This window comes from Pseudomonas sp. NPDC086581, assembly GCF_044746165.1.
Taxonomy (GTDB): domain Bacteria; phylum Pseudomonadota; class Gammaproteobacteria; order Pseudomonadales; family Pseudomonadaceae; genus Pseudomonas.
In genome coordinates this window covers 315822-332546 of the sequence record NZ_JBIVBR010000005.1, presented here as the reverse complement: position 1 = coordinate 332546, position 16725 = coordinate 315822, and the positions used below count along the sequence as shown (strand labels likewise).

At 63.5% G+C, this 16725-nt stretch carries 20 protein-coding genes; 1 reads left to right on the top strand and 19 read right to left on the bottom strand.

The window, feature by feature from the left end:
- The 17 genes from ACIPK7_RS13100 to trmJ all read right to left on the bottom strand — a co-directional run bounded on the left by ACIPK7_RS13100 (window position 1) and on the right by trmJ (window position 13927).
- Window positions 1-645, bottom strand: a complete 645-nt coding sequence (locus ACIPK7_RS13100) for a tetratricopeptide repeat protein (protein ID WP_081515965.1) — start codon at window positions 643-645, stop codon at window positions 1-3.
- 23 nt (window positions 646-668) lie between these two features.
- The gene (gene hisS, locus ACIPK7_RS13095) at window positions 669-1958 is read right to left on the bottom strand and encodes a histidine--tRNA ligase (protein ID WP_192435181.1); all 1290 of its coding nucleotides are present in this window, start codon (window positions 1956-1958) and stop codon (window positions 669-671) included.
- An 18-nt stretch (window positions 1959-1976) separates the two neighbouring features.
- On the bottom strand, window positions 1977-3089 hold the full coding sequence (gene ispG / locus ACIPK7_RS13090) for a flavodoxin-dependent (E)-4-hydroxy-3-methylbut-2-enyl-diphosphate synthase (RefSeq protein ID WP_017522283.1): 1113 nt from the start codon (window positions 3087-3089) through the stop codon (window positions 1977-1979).
- 1 nt (window position 3090) lies between these two features.
- A complete protein-coding gene (locus ACIPK7_RS13085) occupies window positions 3091-4110 on the bottom strand; it encodes a RodZ domain-containing protein (RefSeq protein ID WP_401088144.1) in 1020 nt (339 codons plus the stop codon).
- Window positions 4107-4865 carry a type IV pilus biogenesis/stability protein PilW gene (pilW, locus tag ACIPK7_RS13080; protein WP_192435185.1) on the bottom strand — a complete coding sequence of 253 codons (759 nt, stop codon included), beginning with the start codon at window positions 4863-4865 and terminating at the stop codon, window positions 4107-4109. Before pilW ends, ACIPK7_RS13085 begins: the two co-directional genes overlap by 4 nt.
- 16 nt (window positions 4866-4881) lie before the next feature.
- The gene (rlmN, locus tag ACIPK7_RS13075; protein WP_192435186.1) at window positions 4882-6030 is read right to left on the bottom strand and encodes a 23S rRNA (adenine(2503)-C(2))-methyltransferase RlmN; all 1149 of its coding nucleotides are present in this window, start codon (window positions 6028-6030) and stop codon (window positions 4882-4884) included.
- Between the two features lie 27 nt (window positions 6031-6057).
- Window positions 6058-6489, bottom strand: a complete 432-nt coding sequence (ndk, locus tag ACIPK7_RS13070) for a nucleoside-diphosphate kinase (RefSeq protein WP_024762960.1) — start codon at window positions 6487-6489, stop codon at window positions 6058-6060.
- A 250-nt stretch (window positions 6490-6739) separates the two neighbouring features.
- Window positions 6740-6940, bottom strand: coding sequence for a Fe-S cluster assembly protein IscX (gene iscX, locus ACIPK7_RS13065; protein ID WP_017522288.1), 201 nt, complete (start codon window positions 6938-6940; stop codon window positions 6740-6742).
- A gap of 14 nt (window positions 6941-6954) precedes the next feature.
- Window positions 6955-7293, bottom strand: coding sequence for an ISC system 2Fe-2S type ferredoxin (fdx, locus tag ACIPK7_RS13060; RefSeq protein ID WP_081515975.1), 339 nt, complete (start codon window positions 7291-7293; stop codon window positions 6955-6957).
- Between the two features lie 6 nt (window positions 7294-7299).
- A complete protein-coding gene (gene hscA / locus ACIPK7_RS13055) occupies window positions 7300-9159 on the bottom strand; it encodes a Fe-S protein assembly chaperone HscA (RefSeq protein ID WP_192435187.1) in 1860 nt (619 codons plus the stop codon).
- 44 nt (window positions 9160-9203) lie between these two features.
- Window positions 9204-9725 carry a co-chaperone HscB gene (hscB, locus tag ACIPK7_RS13050; protein ID WP_192435188.1) on the bottom strand — a complete coding sequence of 174 codons (522 nt, stop codon included), beginning with the start codon at window positions 9723-9725 and terminating at the stop codon, window positions 9204-9206.
- Between the two features lie 8 nt (window positions 9726-9733).
- Window positions 9734-10057 carry an iron-sulfur cluster assembly protein IscA gene (iscA, locus tag ACIPK7_RS13045; RefSeq protein WP_017522292.1) on the bottom strand — a complete coding sequence of 108 codons (324 nt, stop codon included), beginning with the start codon at window positions 10055-10057 and terminating at the stop codon, window positions 9734-9736.
- Between the two features lie 26 nt (window positions 10058-10083).
- Window positions 10084-10470 carry a Fe-S cluster assembly scaffold IscU gene (iscU, locus tag ACIPK7_RS13040; RefSeq protein ID WP_192435189.1) on the bottom strand — a complete coding sequence of 129 codons (387 nt, stop codon included), beginning with the start codon at window positions 10468-10470 and terminating at the stop codon, window positions 10084-10086.
- 27 nt (window positions 10471-10497) lie between these two features.
- Window positions 10498-11712, bottom strand: a complete 1215-nt coding sequence (locus ACIPK7_RS13035) for an IscS subfamily cysteine desulfurase (protein WP_192435190.1) — start codon at window positions 11710-11712, stop codon at window positions 10498-10500.
- A gap of 28 nt (window positions 11713-11740) precedes the next feature.
- On the bottom strand, window positions 11741-12235 hold the full coding sequence (gene iscR, locus ACIPK7_RS13030) for a Fe-S cluster assembly transcriptional regulator IscR (RefSeq protein ID WP_017522294.1): 495 nt from the start codon (window positions 12233-12235) through the stop codon (window positions 11741-11743).
- 140 nt (window positions 12236-12375) lie between these two features.
- A complete protein-coding gene (gene cysE, locus ACIPK7_RS13025) occupies window positions 12376-13155 on the bottom strand; it encodes a serine O-acetyltransferase (protein WP_081515983.1) in 780 nt (259 codons plus the stop codon).
- Window positions 13148-13927 carry a tRNA (cytosine(32)/uridine(32)-2'-O)-methyltransferase TrmJ gene (gene trmJ / locus ACIPK7_RS13020; RefSeq protein WP_192435191.1) on the bottom strand — a complete coding sequence of 260 codons (780 nt, stop codon included), beginning with the start codon at window positions 13925-13927 and terminating at the stop codon, window positions 13148-13150. Before trmJ ends, cysE begins: the two co-directional genes overlap by 8 nt.
- A gap of 146 nt (window positions 13928-14073) precedes the next feature.
- Between trmJ and suhB the strand changes: the two genes are divergently transcribed.
- Window positions 14074-14889 (top strand): inositol-phosphate phosphatase, encoded by an 816-nt coding sequence (suhB, locus tag ACIPK7_RS13015; RefSeq protein WP_401088138.1) that lies wholly within the window; start codon window positions 14074-14076, stop codon window positions 14887-14889.
- A gap of 212 nt (window positions 14890-15101) precedes the next feature.
- Here the strand turns inward: suhB and ACIPK7_RS13010 are convergent, their stop codons facing one another.
- Window positions 15102-15638 (bottom strand): glycine zipper 2TM domain-containing protein, encoded by a 537-nt coding sequence (locus tag ACIPK7_RS13010; RefSeq protein WP_081515989.1) that lies wholly within the window; start codon window positions 15636-15638, stop codon window positions 15102-15104.
- Window positions 15639-15797: 159 nt separating this feature from the next.
- Window positions 15798-16715, bottom strand: a complete 918-nt coding sequence (gene secF / locus ACIPK7_RS13005) for a protein translocase subunit SecF (protein WP_401088136.1) — start codon at window positions 16713-16715, stop codon at window positions 15798-15800.
- Between the last annotated feature and the right edge of the window lie 10 nt (window positions 16716-16725).

The following is a 16725-nucleotide window of genomic DNA, read 5'->3' as shown; positions in this document are numbered from 1 at the left end:
TCAGGCGTCTCCCTTGGCCAGGTCGTCGAGTTTCATCTGCAGGGCGCCGACGGCGGCGTCTTCCGGCAGAGCAGCCTTGGCCTTTTCGTAGGCGACACGGGCGTCATCATTGCGCTTGAGCTGCAGCAGCAGGTCGCCGCGCAGTTCTTCGCGAGTGGCGACGTAGGCCTTGTCGACGTTGCCGTCGAGCAGCTTCAGACCGTCTTCGGCCTTGCCCTGGGCCGCCAGGACACGCGCCAGGCGCTGGCGAGCCAGCTCGCCGAGGGTGGCGTCAACCGGCTTGTCGACCACTGCCTTCAGCTCGAGGACGGCGTCATCCAGCTTGCCGCTGTCCACCGCAACCTTGGCGACGAACAGGCGGCCGTACTGGGCGTACGGAGTGCCGGCGAAGTCGGTATTCAGCTTGCCAGCGAGCTCGGCGACCTTGGCGGTGTCGGGCTTGCCGGCCGGGTTCAGTGCGGTTTCCAACAGGGCCTGGTAAATGATCGAGGCGCCCTGGGACTGGTTGTTCTGGTACTTTTTCCAGGCCTGCCAGCCAAACACCACGATCAGCGCCAGAGCAGCGCCGGTCAGCAGGGGCATGCCGTTACGCTGCCACCAGTCCTTGATGTCAGCGATCTGTTCTTCTTCGGTACGGTTACTCACCCCAATACTCCTATCCGCTCGATTCAGGCCCGCTTGAGGCAGGCAGCCAGGTGCTCGGGCAGAGCATCCCAGGCGATATTCTGTTGTTCGCCCTCGCCACGCAGGGGCTTGAAACCTACCACGCGGTTGGCCAGTTCGTCGTCACCCAGAATCATTGCGAACTGTGCACCGCTCTTGTCGGCCTTCTTGAACTGGCTCTTGAAGCTGCCGGCGCCGGCGTTGACCAGCAGGCGCAGGCCCGGAATGGCCTCGCGCAGCTGTTCGGCCAGGGTCAGCGCGGCCAACTCCGCCGGCTCGCCGAAGGCGCAGACGTAGAGGTCGGCCGGGCGATTCAGCTCGGCAGGCACCACGCCCAGGGTTTCCAGCAGCAGCACCAGGCGTTCCACGCCCATGGCAAAGCCCACGCCCGGCGTCGGCTTGCCGCCGAACTGGCTGACCAGGCCATCGTAGCGGCCGCCGCCGCACACGGTGCCCTGGGCGCCGAGTTTGTCGGTGACCCACTCGAAAGCAGTGCGGCAGTAGTAGTCCAGGCCGCGTACCAGCTTCTGGTTGATCTCATAGCGCAGGCCGACCGCATCCAGACGGGCCTTCAGCCCCTCGAAGTGGGCGATCGACTCTTCGTCCAGGTAGTCGTGCAGGCTCGGCGCGCCGACCAGTAGCGCCTGGGTGCTCTCGACCTTGCTGTCGAGGATGCGCAGCGGGTTGGTGGTCATGCGGCGCTGGCTATCTTCGTCCAGCTGCTCGAAGCGCTCCTGCAGGTAGGCCACCAGGTCGTCGCGATAGCGCGCGCGGGCCTCACTGGAGCCCAGGGTATTCAGCTGCAGGGTCACGGCATCGGCCATGCCCAGCTTCTGCCACAGGCGCCAAGTGAGGATGATCAGCTCGGCGTCGATGTCCGGACCGGGCAGGTTGAAGACTTCCACGCCGATCTGGTGGAACTGACGATAACGGCCTTTCTGCGGCTTCTCGTAGCGGAACATCGGACCGGTGTACCACAGCTTCTGCACCTGGCCACCGCCCGACAGGCCATGCTCCAGCACGGCTCGCACGCAGCCCGCGGTGCCTTCCGGACGCATGGTCAGGGATTCGCCGTTGCGGTCGAGGAAGGTGTACATCTCCTTGTCGACCACGTCGGTGCCTTCACCGATACCACGAGCGAAGAGCTCGGTGAACTCGAGGATCGGCAGGCGGATCTCGCTGTAGCCGTAGCGGTCAAGCAGGCCGGCGAAGGTGCGCTCCAGATAGCGCCAGGCCGGGGTCTGGTCCGGCAGGATGTCGTTCATGCCACGGATGGCTTGCAGGGACTTGCTCACTTAGGATCCTTGTTGCGGTCAGCCGCGCACGATGAGTGCGGCGTCGGCCTCGGCCTTCTCGGCCGCTTTTTCGCGGATCAGCCGTTCCAGCTCATCCACCAGGTTATCGTTCTGCAGCTTCTGCGCCGGCTTGCCGTCGATGTAGATCAGGTTGCTCGGCGTGCCGCCGGTGAGACCGATGTGAGCCTCCTTGGCTTCGCCCGGACCGTTGACCACGCAGCCGATCACGGCGACATCCAGCGGTACCAGCAGGTCCTCGAGGCGGCCTTCCAGCTCGTTCATGGTCTTCACCACATCGAAGTTCTGCCGCGAGCAGCTCGGGCAGGCGATGAAGTTGATGCCACGGGAGCGCAGGCGCAGCGACTTGAGGATGTCGAAGCCGACCTTGATCTCTTCCACCGGGTCGGCGGCCAGCGAGATGCGGATGGTGTCGCCGATGCCCTCGGCAAGCAGCATGCCCAGGCCGACGGCCGACTTCACGGTGCCCGAACGCAGGCCACCGGCTTCGGTGATGCCCAAATGCAGGGGTTGTTCGATCTGCTTGGCCAGCAGGCGGTAGGCGGCGACGGCCATGAACACGTCGGAGGCCTTCACGCTGACCTTGAAGTTCTGGAAGTCCAGACGGTCGAGGTGATCGACATGGCGCATGGCCGACTCCAGCAGCGCCTCGGGGGTCGGCTCGCCGTACTTCTTCTGCAGGTCCTTCTCCAGCGAACCGGCGTTGACGCCGATGCGGATCGGGATATTGCGCTCGCGGGCGGCATCCACCACGGCCTTCACGCGGTCTTCGCGTCCGATGTTGCCCGGGTTGATGCGCAGGCAATCGACGCCCAGTTCAGCCACGCGCAGGGCGATCTTGTAGTCGAAGTGGATGTCGGCAACCAGCGGCACCTTGACCTGCTGCTTGATCTTGCCGAACGCCTCGGCGGCGTCCATGTCGGGCACGGAGACGCGGACAATGTCGGCGCCTGCGTCTTCCAGACGACGGATCTGCGCCACGGTGGCGGCCACATCCAGAGTATCGGTGTTGGTCATGCTCTGCACGGCGATGGGAGCATCCCCACCCACCGGCACGTTACCGACCCAGATCTTGCGGGACAGGCGACGTTTGATCGGAGACTCGCAATGCATCTTACTGTCCACCCAACTTCAGGCGAGCGGTGCCACCGCGCGCCGGCGTGACTTCGACCGGCTGGCCGTTGTAGCTGACCTGGGCACCTTGGGCGAAGCCCAGGCGCAACTGGACGGGCGCCTTGGCGGCGACCTCCAGCGAATCACCCTTGCGCTTGAGGCCCTCGACGAGGACCTTGCCGTCGGCATCGGTGAGCTGGGTCCAGCAATCGGCGCTGAATTGAACCTTGACCACGCCCTGGCCCGCGGAAGCCACCACCGGAGCAGCAGGCGCCTCGATCGGAGCCACAGGGGCGGCCGGAGCGACAGGCTGCTGTGCAGCCGGTTGCTGAGCAGGGACTACCGGAACCTGGGCCGGAGCGGTTTCGGCGGCGGCCGGGGCGCCCGGTACTGCCGGGTTGGCAGCGACCGGCGGGGTGCCTTCGGCCGGAGCCTCGGCGCTGCCGTTGTCGCCGGCAGGCTCGCCGGGAACCGCCGGAGTATTGGCCTGGTCCTCGGCGACAGCCTGGTCTTCCGGCTCGTCGAGGGTGTGGATTTCGGTGGTGCCGTCGGCGCTTTCGACCTCGACGTGCTCCATGTTAAGGCTGCCGGTCTCAGCCGGACGCGCAGAACGTTCCTGCCACCAGAAGTAGCCGAAGCCGATGAGCACGGCCAGCAGCGCCAGGCTGAACAGGCGCAGCAGGTTGCGCGACAGGCGTACCGGCTCGACCACGCGGCCGAGGGCCTGGACGTTGCTGCCGGTGGCGTCGGTGCCGGTGTACTGGTCGAAGGCGGTAACCATCTGGGCCTGGTCCATGCCCAGCAGCTTGGCGTAGGCGCGGATATAGCCACGGGCGAAGGTGTGGCCCGGCAACTGCTCGAACGAGCCCTGCTCCAGCGAACGCAGGGCGTTCTCGGTCAGGTTCAGCTGGCCGGCGACCTGAGCGGTGCTCCAGCCCTTGTTCTCACGTGCCTGGCGCAGGGTTTCGCCAGGGTTGGCGCGGGTCGTGCCGATGACATCGGACTGCGACGTATTCATCATTTATCCGCCTGGTATGCCTGGTATTCGGGAGAAGCGGGATACAGGCGCTTGAGTTGCAGCCCGTAGCTGGCAGCGGTATCCCGGTCGTCGTAGATCTTGGCCAGTCGAATCCCCAGCAGCAGGCTGCGCGCGGTCTGCGGGCCCCGCTTGAGGTATTCCTCGTAATAGGCGCGAGCCGGCACGTACTCGCGATCCTGGTAATTCAGGTCAGCCAGTTCGAGCAGCGCCCCCGTCGAATTGCGGTTCAGGCGAATGGCCTTCTCGAAGTATTCCTTGGCCTGAGCGCGGTTGTTGAGCTTCATGCTCACCAGACCGAGGTTCTCGAAGATGCGCGAACGTTCGGAATAGAGGCCGTCTTCCGTGGCCTTCATGTAGGTGTCGTAGGCTTCCTGGTAGCGTTTCTGCTCGAACAGGAAACCTGCGTAGTTGTTGAGGATGCGCGCATCGCCCGAGCGCGAGGACAATGCCTTGCGGAACTCGCTCTCGGCGAGCTTGGGCTCTTTCTCGACCTGATAAACCACGGCCAGGGCAGCATGGGCATCGGCGCTGGATGAGTCGAGATCCAGGGCCTGGCGCAGCGGCACCTTGGCCTGCTCGGTGTTGCCCATCTGCAGGTAACCGATGCCGAGCTGGATATAGGCGTCGCGCGCCTCGTCCCGGCCCTTCTCGGTTTTCAGAGGATCCTGTTTACCAGTCGTCACGCAACCCGTCAGCACGGTTGCCAACAGTAAGCACAGCGCGGCGCGCAGGGTCATCGGAATCCTCCCTAGTTCAGTTTCTGTTGCCAGTGGGCGCGGCCTGGTCGGCATCGGCGGCCAGCTGACGTACGGCAATATAGCGTTCGCTGCGGCGGGTGCGGTCCATCACCTGGCCTACCAGCTGACCACAGGCGGCATCGATATCGTCGCCGCGAGTGGTACGAACGGTCACGTTGAAGCCGCTCTTGTGCAGCATGTCCTGGAAACGGCGAATGGCATTGTTGCTCGGACGCTCGTAACCGGAATGCGGGAACGGATTAAACGGAATCAGGTTGATCTTGCAAGGGAAATCCTTGAGCAGTGCGATCAGCTGCTCAGCATGCTCGGGCTGGTCGTTGACGCCAGCCAGCAGGGTGTACTCGATCGTCAGCACGCGCTCCTTGCCCAGGCGCGTGATGTAGCGGTAGCAGGAGTCGAGCAGCATCTCCAGCGGGTACTTCTTGTTGATCGGTACCAGCTTGTTGCGCAGTTCGTCGTTGGGTGCGTGCAGCGACAGGGCCAGGGACACGTCGGTCACCTCGGCGAGCTTGTCGATCATCGGCACCACGCCGGAGGTGGACAGGGTCACCTTTCGCTTGGAAATGCCGTAGCCGAGGTCTTCCATCATGATGCTCATGGCGCTCACGACGTTGTCGAAGTTCAGCAGCGGCTCGCCCATGCCCATCATCACCACATTGGTGACGGCACGGTCGATCTTGCCCGGGATGGTCCCGAACGACTGGTTGGCGATCCACACCTGGCCGATGATCTCGGCGGAAGTCAGGTCGCTGTTGAAGCCTTGCTTGCCGGTGGAGCAGAAGCTGCAGTCCAGCGCGCAACCGGCCTGGGATGACACACACAGGGTGCCGCGGCCGCCTTGCGGGATGTACACGGTCTCGACGCAACTGCCCGAGGCCACGCGCACCACCCACTTGCGGGTACCGTCAGCGGAAATGTCCTGGCTGACGATCTCCGGGGGACGAATTTCGGCAACGGCCTCGAGCTTTTCGCGCAAGGCCTTGCCGACGTTCGTCATGGCGCTGAATTCCAGGGCGCCAAAGTGGTGAATCCATTGCATCACCTGGCCGGCGCGGAAGCGCTTTTCACCGATGGACTCGAAGAATTCCTCGAGCTGGGGCTTGGTCATGCCCAGCAGGTTGGCCTTTACAGCGGTATCAGTCATGGATTCACCCTCGCTCATTCGCCTGGATTAGCGAATGCGCTCGCACACCTCGGTGCTGGAGAAGAAGTAAGCGATTTCGCGGGCAGCCGAAGCTTCCGAGTCGGAACCGTGTACGGCGTTCTCGTCGATGGAAACGGCGAAGTCGGCGCGGATGGTGCCGGCGTCGGCTTTCTTCGGATCGGTGGCGCCCATCAGTTCACGGTTGCGCAGGATGGCGTCTTCGCCTTCCAGAACCTGAACAACGACCGGGCCGGAGGTCATGAAGGAAACCAGGTCCTTGAAGAAAGGACGCTCTTTGTGCTCGGCGTAGAAACCGCCAGCTTCGCGCTCGGACAGCTGAACCATCTTGGAAGCGACAACGCGCAGGCCGGCTTTCTCGAAGCGGGTCAGGATTTCGCCGATGACGTTCTTGGAAACGGCGTCGGGCTTGATGATGGAGAAGGTACGTTGCAGGGCCATGGAAATAACTCCGAAAAGCAAGGTTGGTAATGCCAAGAAGCCCCTGGCGTGGCCAGGAGCTCCTGCGATTCTAGGGTTTGCCGCGCGCTGCGCCCGTGGGGCGGCAGCCGCGAAACCGGCCCGACTGCGACAGGGCCGGCGGCCGGAAAATCCCCCTGGGGAAATTTTCGACAGCTCACCTAAAGATAAAACCCGCGAATTATACGCGGGTTCATGACAAATGGGTACGCGGCTCTAGTGAGCCGCACCCTCAGTCGGCTTCTTCGATCCAGGCGGCCTGGATGGCCTCCAGGACCTTTTCCCCGCCGCGGGAAGGATCATCGCTGAACTCCGGCAATGCCAGCACCCAGCGGTGCAGATCGACGAAGTTTACGTAGCGCGGATCGACGTCCGGCTTGGACTCGGCCAGTTGGATGGCGATTTCGAGCACATCAACCCATTTCAGACTCATATGGACGCTCCGCCTCAGTGACCTTCGGACACCTGGTTGATGGTGTATTTCGGGATCTCCACCACCAGATCGGTCTCGCCGACCACTGCCTGGCAGGACAGGCGCGAATCCGGCTCCAGGCCCCAGGCCTTGTCCAGCATGTCGTCTTCCAGCTCGTCAGAGGCTTCCATGGAGTTGAAGCCCTCGCGCACGACCACGTGGCAGGTGGTGCAGGCACAGGACATCTCGCAGGCGTGCTCGATCTCGATGCCGTTGCGCAGCGCCGCCTTCATGATGGTTTCGCCCGGCTGGGCTTCGATCACCGCGCCTTCCGGGCAGTGTTCGGCGTGGGGCAGAAAGACAATCTGCGGCATCTTCGCTTATTCCTCGATTTCGTTGAGCCGGCGACCGGCCAGTGCGGCTTTGACGGTGGCGTCCATACGGCGCGCGGCAAAGGCGTCGGTCAGCTGGGACAGACGCTTGATCTGTAGTTCGATGGCAGTGGCATCGCTGCCGGTAGCCAGCTCACGCAGCGAGTCCATGCCGGCATCGATGACCAGACGCTCGTCAGCATCGAGCAGACGCTCGCCATCGGCGTCCAGCGCGGACTGCACGGCTTCGAGCAGACGCTGGGCCTCGACCTGCTGTTCGCGCAGGGTGCGGGCGGCCATGTCATCACCGGCGTACTGGAAGGAATCCTGCAGCATGCGGGCGATCTCGCCGTCGGTCAGGCCGTAGGACGGCTTGACCTGGATGCTCGCCTCGGCGCCGGACGACAGCTCGCGGGCGGACACGCCCAGCAGACCATCGGCGTCGACCTGGAAGCTGACGCGGATCTTCGCCGCGCCCGCCACCATCGGCGGAATGCCGCGCAGCTCGAAACGCGCCAAGGACCGGCAGTCCTTGACCAGCTCACGCTCGCCTTGCAGCACGTGAATCATCATGGCTGTCTGGCCATCCTTGTAGGTGGTGAATTCCTGGGCGCGAGCCACCGGGATGGTGGTGTTACGCGGAATCACCTTCTCCATCAGCCCGCCCATGGTTTCCAGGCCGAGCGACAGGGGAATCACATCCAGCAGCAGCAGCTCTTCGCCGCGCTTGTTGCCAGCCAGGGCATCGGCCTGGATGGCAGCACCAATGGCAACCACCTGGTCCGGGTCGATATCAGTCAGCGGTTCACGACCGAACAGCTCCCCCACCAGTTCACGAACGCGCGGCACTCGGGTGGAGCCACCGACCATGACCACGGCACTGACCTCTTCCAGCTCGATGCCGGAATCACGCACGGCACGGCGGCAGGATTTGAGGCTGCGCTGGATCATCGGATCGATCAGAGAATCCATCTGGGCGCGAGTCAGCTCACCGGTCCAGCTGTCGTAGGCGACGGCAACGCTGGCGCTATCAGTCAGGGCTTCCTTCGCGGCACAGGCGGTCTGCAGCAGACGGCGCTGGGCGCCCGGATCGAGGTCAGCCGAGATACCGGCCTGCTCAATGATCCAGCCAGCAATAGCATGGTCGAAATCGTCGCCGCCCAGGGCGGTGTCGCCACCGGTGGCCAGGACCTCGAAGACGCCACGGGTCAGACGCAGGATGGAGATATCGAAGGTGCCGCCGCCCAAGTCATAAATGGCGACCAGGCCTTCGGCGCTCTTGTCCAGACCGTATGCCACAGCGGCAGCGGTCGGCTCATTGAGCAGGCGCAGTACGTGCAGGCCAGCCAGGCGTGCGGCGTCCTTGGTGGCCTGACGCTGGGCATCGTCGAAATAGGCGGGAACTGTGATCACCGCGCCCACCAGCTCGCCACCCAGGGTGGATTCGGCGCGCTGACGCAGGACGCGGAGGATTTCTGCCGAGACTTCCACCGGACTCTTGGCGCCCTGGACGGTCTCGATGAAGGGCATGTGCGATTCGCCCTGGGTGAAGCGGTACGGCAATTGGCCGCCCAACTGCTTCACGTCCTCCAGGCCACGGCCCATGAAGCGCTTGACCGAGATGATTGAGTTCAGCGGGTCTTGCGAGGCGGTGGCGCGAACGCTCTCACCCACCTCGATGCGATCGGCGAGGTAACGCACCGCCGAAGGCAGGATCACTTCGCCGCGGACGTCCGGCAACGGAGCCGCGACGCCGCTGCGCACGGCAGCGACCAGGGAATTCGTAGTGCCCAGGTCGATCCCCACGGCCAGGCGACGCTGGTGCGGCTGGGGGGTCTGTCCGGGCTCGGCGATCTGCAGTAGGGCCATGCGGTTTCTAATCAGGCTATCGGGCGCGGCGCGAGCCGCGCGGATTAATCGTCGAGTCGCTCTTCCAGCTGTCGCACTTCCTGCGCCAGCTTGTCGAGGAACTGCATGCGACGCACCAGGCGTTCGGCCAGGTCGCGGCGGGCGGCATCATCCCAACAATCAGCGAAATCATCTTCCAGCCGTTGCTGGGCAGACTTCAGCTGACGCTTGAACTGCGCCACGCCGTCGAGATCGGCGCTGTCCTGCAGGTCTTCCAGATCCTCGCGCAACTGCATCTGCTGCAGGAGGAACTCCGGGTCCTGCACCGTGGCTTCCAGCGGCAGCGAATCGCCGCGCAGGGCCAGCAGGTACAGGGCACGACGCGGAACGCTCTTCAGCGTCTGGTAGGCATCGTTGAGCTCAGCGGCCTTGGCCTGCGCCAGTCGCTGCTCGCGCTCGGAAGCATCGGCGAAACGGTCCGGATGAACGGTTCGCACCAGCTCCCGGTAGCGATTGCCGAGGGTTTCCAGATCGATCCGGAAACCCGGCTGCAGGTCGAACAGCGCGAAGTGACAGGGACTACCCACACCCAGCCTCAGACGTTGAAGCTTTCGCCGCAGCCACACTCACCGCGCACGTTCGGGTTGTTGAACTTGAAGCCCTCGTTGAGGCCTTCCTTGGTGAAGTCCAACTCGGTGCCGTCGAGGTAGACCAGGCTTTTCGGATCGATGATGACCTTCACGCCGTGGCTCTCGAAGACTTGGTCCTCGGCTGCCAGCTCGTCGACGAACTCCAGCACGTAGGCCAGACCGGAACACCCGGTGGTACGCACGCCAAGACGAATGCCCTCGCCCTTGCCGCGCCCTTCGAGGGAGCGGCGAACGTGATTGGCGGCGGATTCGGTCATGCTGATGGCCATGGGAACTCCTTACTCAACAAATCGCTTCAGAGCAGACCTTTCTTCTGCTTGTAGTCGCGCACGGCCGCCTTGATGGCGTCCTCGGCGAGTACCGAGCAGTGGATCTTAACCGGCGGCAGGGCCAGTTCTTCGGCGATGGTGGTGTTCTTGATCGACTCGGCTTCGTCCAGGGTCTTGCCCTTCATCCACTCGGTGGCGAGGGAGCTGGAGGCGATGGCCGAACCACAGCCGTAGGTCTTGAACTTGGCGTCTTCGATGACGCCCTGCTCGTTGACCTTGATCTGCAGGCGCATTACGTCGCCGCAGGCCGGCGCGCCGACCATGCCGGTGCCGACGTCCGGGTCTTCGGCGTTGAGCTTGCCGACGTTGCGCGGATTTTCGTAGTGGTCGATGACCTTTTCACTGTAAGCCATGGCTAATCCTCACTTCTATGGGGCGGGTCAGTGGGCCTGCCATTCGACCTTGGACAGGTCGACACCCTCTTTGAACATATCCCACAGCGGCGAGAGTTCACGCAGCTTGGAAACGGCTTCCACCACCTTCTTGGCGGCGTAATCGACCTCTTCTTCAGTGGTGAAGCGGCCGAAGCTGAAACGGATGGAGCTGTGCGCCAGCTCGTCGTTGCGACCCAGGGCGCGGAGCACGTAGGACGGCTCCAGCGAGGCCGAGGTGCAGGCGGAACCGGACGAGACGGCCAGGTCCTTGAGCGACATCATCAGCGACTCGCCTTCGACGTAGTTGAAGCTGACGTTGAGGATGTTCGGCGCGTAGGAAGTCGGGCTGCCGTTGAGGTACAGCTCTTCCAGGTCCTGCACCTGATCGAAGAAGCGCTTGCGCAGGCCTTCGATACGGGCCATTTCCTGGTGCATTTCTTCCTTGGCGATGCGGAAGGCCTCGCCCATGCCGACGATCTGGTGGGTCGCCAAGGTGCCCGAACGCATGCCGCGCTCATGGCCGCCACCGTGCATCTGGGCTTCCAGGCGCACGCGCGGCTTGCGGCGCACGTACAGCGCGCCCATGCCTTTGGGGCCGTAGACCTTGTGGGCGGAGAAGGACATCAGGTCGACCTTGAGCTTCTCCAGGTCGATGTCCACTTTGCCGGCCGACTGTGCAGCGTCGACGTGCAGCAGGATGCCGCGCGAGCGGGTCAGCTCGCCGATGGCGGCGATGTCGTTGATGCTGCCGACTTCGTTGTTCACGTGCATTACCGAGACCAGGATGGTGTCGTCACGCAGAGCGGCCTCGACCATCGCCGGGGTGATGATGCCCTCGGGGGTCGGTTCCAAGTAGGTCACTTCGAAGCCTTCGCGCTCCAGCTGGCGGCAGGTATCCAGGACCGCCTTGTGCTCGATCTTCGAGGTGACGATGTGCTTGCCCTTGGTCGCGTAGAAGTGCGCGACGCCCTTGACGGCAAGGTTGTCGGACTCGGTGGCACCGGACGTCCAGACGATCTCACGGGGGTCGGCATTAACCAGTTCGGCGACCTGGCGACGGGCGTTCTCAGCCGCTTCCTCGGCCTTCCAGCCGAAGAGGTGGGAGCGCGAAGCCGGGTTGCCGAAGTTGCCGTCAACCAGCAGGCAGTCGGCCATTTTCTGAGCGACACGCGGATCCACCGGGGTGGTGGCGGAGTAGTCGAGGTAAATCGGCAATCTCATCAGGTAACTCCTACAGGCGGGCGTTCGCTCAATCGATGGCGGACGCTTCAATCTTGTCGAGGCGCAGCGGCTTGGTGCCCGAGCAGCGACGCTCGTCCTGGCGCTGAGCGACCTCTTGAACTTCGCGGCGCTCGACCAGGTCGGCCAGGCTGATGCCGCTGAGGAACTCGTGAATCTGCTGACTGAGGTCGCACCACAGGTGGTGGGTCAGGCAGGTATCGCCGGAGTGGCAGTCGCCCTGACCCTGGCAACGGGTGGCGTCGACCGACTCGTTGACCGCATCGATCACCTGGGCGACGTGGATGCCGGTCATGTCGCGGGACAGCTGGTAGCCGCCGCCCGGACCACGCACGCTGACCACCAGGTTGCCACGGCGCAACTTGGCGAACAGCTGTTCCAGGTAGGACAGGGAGATACCCTGGCGCTCGGAGATATCGGCGAGAGAAACCGGGCCACGCTGGGCGTGCAACGCCAGATCAAGCATGGCGGTGACGGCATAGCGGCCTTTGGTGGTCAATCGCATGGGAAAATCCGGAAGAATCGCTGGTATGGCGGGAGTATGCTCTTTTCCGACTATTTAAGTCAACTATAAGACCTATTACTTTAGTCGGATTTAGCCAGCGAACGGCGGCGTATTGTAGCAGCAATGCAAGGGCCGGCGCATCACTGCGCCGACTTGCTGCTCTCCTCGTCCTTGACTCCGGCGAAGTCCTCTTCCCGCAGAACCGGAAGATCTTTCGCACAGTAGTCACTACCCAGAGCTGTCAGAGCCTTGCACATGCCTTCCAGCCGGCCGTCAACCGCCTGCAGGTGGTCGAGCAGCTGGCCGATGGCGCGGGCCACCGGGTCGGGCATGTCCTGGCTGACGCCGTAGGCATCGAAGCCGAGCTTTTCTGCCATGGCCTGGCGCTTGGCGGCCTGATCCGCGTCATCCTTGACGATGATGCGGCCGGGAATACCCACAACGGTAGCGCCCGGCGGCACCTCTTTGGTCACCACGGCATTGGAACCGACCTTGGCGCCGGCACCGACGGTGAACGGACCAAGCACCTTGGCGCCCGCCCCCACCACCACGCCATCGGCCAGGGTCGGGTGGCGCTTGCCCTTGTTCCAGCTGGTGCCACCCAGGGTCACGCCCTGGTAGATGGTCACATCGTCGCCGATCTCGGCGGTTTCGCCGATGACGATGCCCAAGCCGTGATCGATGAAGAAGCGACGACCAATCTTCGCGCCCGGATGAATCTCGATACCGGTCATCCAGCGACCGAAGTTGGACACCATGCGCGCCAGCCACTTCCAGCCGGACGTCCACAGACCATGAGCCAGGCGATGCAGCCAGACGGCGTGCAGTCCCGGGTAGCAGGTGAGCACCTCGAAAGCGTTGCGCGCCGCCGGGTCACGATGGAATACGCTCTGGATATCTTCGCGTACACGCTCAAACATCTTCATCACTCCGCTTGGAAAGCTCCCCACGGGCAGCCTTCCGTGTCTCGGTGAGAATACCCCGCAGGATATTCATCTCCAGCTTGCTGACACCGGCACGGCCATATAGGCGGCGCAGGCGCGACATCAGGTGGCGCGGCTTCTGCGGATCGAGGAACTGGATATCCACCAGGGTCGACTCCAGATGCGCATAGAAACGCTCCAGCTCATCGGAAGTCACCGGGACGCTGTTGAGCATCGCAGTGGACTCGACCTTCTCCTGCTTGGTCGGCTGCCCCTGAACGGCCAGCCAGGCCATGCGCACCTCGTAGACCAGCACCTGCACCGCCGTCGCCAGGTTCAGCGAGCTGAACTCGGGATTGGCCGGGATGTGCACGTGGAACTGACATCGCTGCAGCTCCTCATTGGTCAGGCCGGCGTATTCGCGGCCGAACACCAGTGCGACCTCACCACCTTGCTGGACGTGCTCCAGGCTAGTGGTGGCGCACTCGCGCGGATCGAGCAGCGGCCAGGGGATGCGACGATCCCGCGCGCTGGTGCCAAGCACCAGGCTGCAGCCCGCCAGGGCATCTTCCAAGGTGGGAACGACCACGGCCGCATCGAGGATGTCATCGGCGCCGGAGGCGCGGGCACGGGCCTCGCCACTGGGGAAATCCATCGGATCGACCAGGACCAGGCGCGACAGCCCCATGTTCTTCATCGCACGGGCCGTACCGCCGATATTGCCGGGATGGCTGGTATTGACCAGCACCACGCGAATTTTGTCGAGCAACGCGCGACTCCACACAAAAGCGAAAAAGGGAGGGAATCCTACCGCAGCAGTGGGGCTTGCGCCACGCAGGCGACAGGTCGCTCTATTAACTCCATGGCTTTCTGCTAGAATATTCGGCTTTCTTTAACGACCCAGGTGACCTCTCCATGCAGCCTATGCTGAATATCGCCCTGCGCGCCGCTCGCAGCGCCGGTGAACTGATCTTCCGCTCCATCGAACGCCTGGATACCCTGTCGGTCAACGAGAAAGAAGCCAACGACTACGTCACCGAAGTCGATCGCGCGGCCGAGCTCTCCATCGTCACAGCCCTGCGCAAGGCCTACCCGAACCACGGGATCATGGGCGAAGAAGGCGGCATGCTCGAAGGCAGCGGCGAAGGTGCCGACTACCTGTGGATCATCGACCCGCTGGATGGCACCACCAACTTCATCCACGGCGTTCCGCACTACGCCGTCAGCATCGCCTGCAAATACCGCGGTCGCCTCGAGCACGCCGTGGTCCTCGACCCGATCCGCCAGGAAGAATTCACCGCCAGCCGCGGCCGTGGCGCCGCACTGAACGGCCGCCGCCTGCGCGTCAGCAACCGCAAGAGCCTGGAAGGCGCCCTGCTCGGCACCGGCTTCCCGTTCCGCGACAGCCAGATGGACAACCTGGACGCCTACCTGGGCATGTTCCGCAGCCTGGTCGGCCAGACCGCCGGCATCCGCCGCGCCGGCGCCGCCAGCCTCGACCTGGCCTATGTCGCCGCCGGTCGCTACGACGCCTTCTGGGAGTTCGGCCTGTCCGAGTGGGACATGGCCGCTGGCGCCCTGCTGATCCAGGAAGCGGGCGGCCTGGTGAGCGATTTCACCGGCGGTCACGAGTTCCTCGAGAAAGGCCAGATCGTCGCTGGCAACACCAAGTGCTTCAAGGCACTGCTGACCAGCATCCAGCCGCACCTGCCGGCGTCGCTCAAGCGCTGAGCCTGAGCCTGAGCCACGATAGAAAAAGCCCGGCAATGCCGGGCTTTTTTGTGCCTGCGAGAAGGCAAATCCTGCAGGAGCGAGCTTGCCCGCGAAGCTTTTCTATCCTGAAGCCATAGCCTTGCGCGATTTGCGAGCAAGCTCGCTCCTACAAGGAGCCAAAGAAAAAGGCGCCCATCGGGCGCCCTCTTCGTTCCACACCTGGCGACTGCTTATTGCTGACCCAGGATCAGTCGGCCGCTCTTGTCGACCGGAATCTGCGAGCCCGGATCGCGATCCATGCGGACCTGACCGGCCTTGCCATCGAGCAGATACTTCACGTCGTAGCCGACAACCTTCTCGCTGGTGTCGTTGACGGTGTTGCAGCGGGTTTCGGTGGTGGTGTAGGTGTCACGCTCCTGCATGCCTTCCTGCACCTTGTTGCCCGCGTAGCCGCCGCCGATGGCGCCCGCCACGGTGGCGATCTTCTTGCCGTTGCCGCCGCCGATCTGGTTGCCCAGCAGGCCGCCAGCGATGGCGCCGATCGCCGTACCGGCAATCTGGTGGGTGTCCTTGACCGGACGCTGATGGGTCACTGCCACGTCCTTGCAGACCTGGCGCGGATTCTTGATGGTTTCCTTGACCGGCTGAACGGCGAGCACCTCGGCGTATTGCGGCGCGCGGTCCACCAGACTGTAGGTAGCCACGGCGCCACCGGCAGTCACGCCTACAGCGCCCAGCACGGTACCGATTAGCAACGACTTGTTCATAGGGTTCTCCTGGTCTTTCTTCTCATTCGGGCCTCGCCCTTTACCTTGCCTTGGAGCAATCGATTTGTAAGAAAGTTCCGGCCGTTTCGTGACACAGCACCTACAAATGAAAACTCCCGCCGAAGCGGGAGTTTTCTCTGGAAGGCCGGGAACGCTCTATTACGGGCGCTCGTCGACTTCCTTGCTCGGCGGCGGAATCAGGTCCTCGGTGGACAGGTTCAGCCAGATCAGCACCACGTTGGCGATATAGATTGACGAGTAGGTACCCGCCATCACGCCGACGAACAGGGCGATAGAGAAGCCGAACAGGTTGTCGCCACCGAAGAACAACAGAGCAGCGATGGCCAGCAGGGTCGACACCGAGGTGGCGATGGTCCGCAGCAGGGTCTGACTGGTCGAGATGTTGATGTTCTCGATCAGGCTTGCCTTGCGCAGCACGCGGAAGTTCTCGCGCACCCGGTCGAAGATCACGATGGTGTCGTTCAGCGAGTAGCCCACCACCGCCAGCACCGCGGCGAGTACGGTCAGGTCGAAGGTGATCTGGAAGAACGACAGCACGCCCATCACGATGATGGCATCGTGGATCAGCGAGAGGATCGCACCCAGGGCGAATTTCCACTGGAAGCGGAAGCCCACGTACAGCAGGATGCCGCCAAGCGCCAGGAGCATGCCGAGGCCACCCTGGTCGCGCAGCTCCTCACCCACCTGCGGGCCGACGTACTCGACGCCGTTCACCTTGGCCGGATTGGAAGCATCGGCCTTCTGCAGCGCAGTGGCGACCTTCTTGCCCAGTTCCGGGTCTTCGCTGGGCATACGCACCAGCACGTCCCTGGTATCACCGAAGCTCTGCACCACGGCTTCGCTGTAACCGGCGGCGACCAGTTGCTCGCGCACCTTGGAGAGATCGGCAGGCTGCTCGTAGGTAAGCTTGATCGACGTACCGCCGGTGAAGTCCAGGCCGAAGTTGATACCTTTGAAGACCCAGCTGCCAAGGGCGATCAGGGTCAGGATCAGGGTCGCGGCGAACGCAACGTTGCGCACGCCCATGAAGTTGATAGTACCGATCTTGATATTCATCTCTGGCCCC

Excerpts from the sequence above, each read along its gene's own strand:
- ispG (WP_017522283.1), bottom strand. The coding sequence starts at position 3,089 with ATGCATTGCGAGTCTCCGATCAAACGTCGCCTGTCCCGCAAGATCTGG.
- ACIPK7_RS13085 (WP_401088144.1), bottom strand. The coding sequence starts at position 4,110 with ATGATGAATACGTCGCAGTCCGATGTCATCGGCACGACCCGCGCCAAC.
- pilW (WP_192435185.1), bottom strand. The coding sequence starts at position 4,865 with ATGACCCTGCGCGCCGCGCTGTGCTTACTGTTGGCAACCGTGCTGACG.
- rlmN (WP_192435186.1), bottom strand. The coding sequence starts at position 6,030 with ATGACTGATACCGCTGTAAAGGCCAACCTGCTGGGCATGACCAAGCCC.
- ndk (WP_024762960.1), bottom strand. The coding sequence starts at position 6,489 with ATGGCCCTGCAACGTACCTTCTCCATCATCAAGCCCGACGCCGTTTCC.
- iscX (WP_017522288.1), bottom strand. The coding sequence starts at position 6,940 with ATGAGTCTGAAATGGGTTGATGTGCTCGAAATCGCCATCCAACTGGCC.
- fdx (WP_081515975.1), bottom strand. The coding sequence starts at position 7,293 with ATGCCGCAGATTGTCTTTCTGCCCCACGCCGAACACTGCCCGGAAGGC.
- hscA (WP_192435187.1), bottom strand. The coding sequence starts at position 9,159 with ATGGCCCTACTGCAGATCGCCGAGCCCGGACAGACCCCCCAGCCGCAC.
- iscA (WP_017522292.1), bottom strand. The coding sequence starts at position 10,057 with ATGGCCATCAGCATGACCGAATCCGCCGCCAATCACGTTCGCCGCTCC.
- iscU (WP_192435189.1), bottom strand. The coding sequence starts at position 10,470 with ATGGCTTACAGTGAAAAGGTCATCGACCACTACGAAAATCCGCGCAAC.
- ACIPK7_RS13035 (WP_192435190.1), bottom strand. The coding sequence starts at position 11,712 with ATGAGATTGCCGATTTACCTCGACTACTCCGCCACCACCCCGGTGGAT.
- iscR (WP_017522294.1), bottom strand. The coding sequence starts at position 12,235 with ATGCGATTGACCACCAAAGGCCGCTATGCCGTCACCGCCATGCTTGAT.
- cysE (WP_081515983.1), bottom strand. The coding sequence starts at position 13,155 with ATGTTTGAGCGTGTACGCGAAGATATCCAGAGCGTATTCCATCGTGAC.
- suhB (WP_401088138.1), top strand. The coding sequence starts at position 14,074 with ATGCAGCCTATGCTGAATATCGCCCTGCGCGCCGCTCGCAGCGCCGGT.
- ACIPK7_RS13010 (WP_081515989.1), bottom strand. The coding sequence starts at position 15,638 with ATGAACAAGTCGTTGCTAATCGGTACCGTGCTGGGCGCTGTAGGCGTG.
- secF (WP_401088136.1), bottom strand. The coding sequence starts at position 16,715 with ATGAATATCAAGATCGGTACTATCAACTTCATGGGCGTGCGCAACGTT.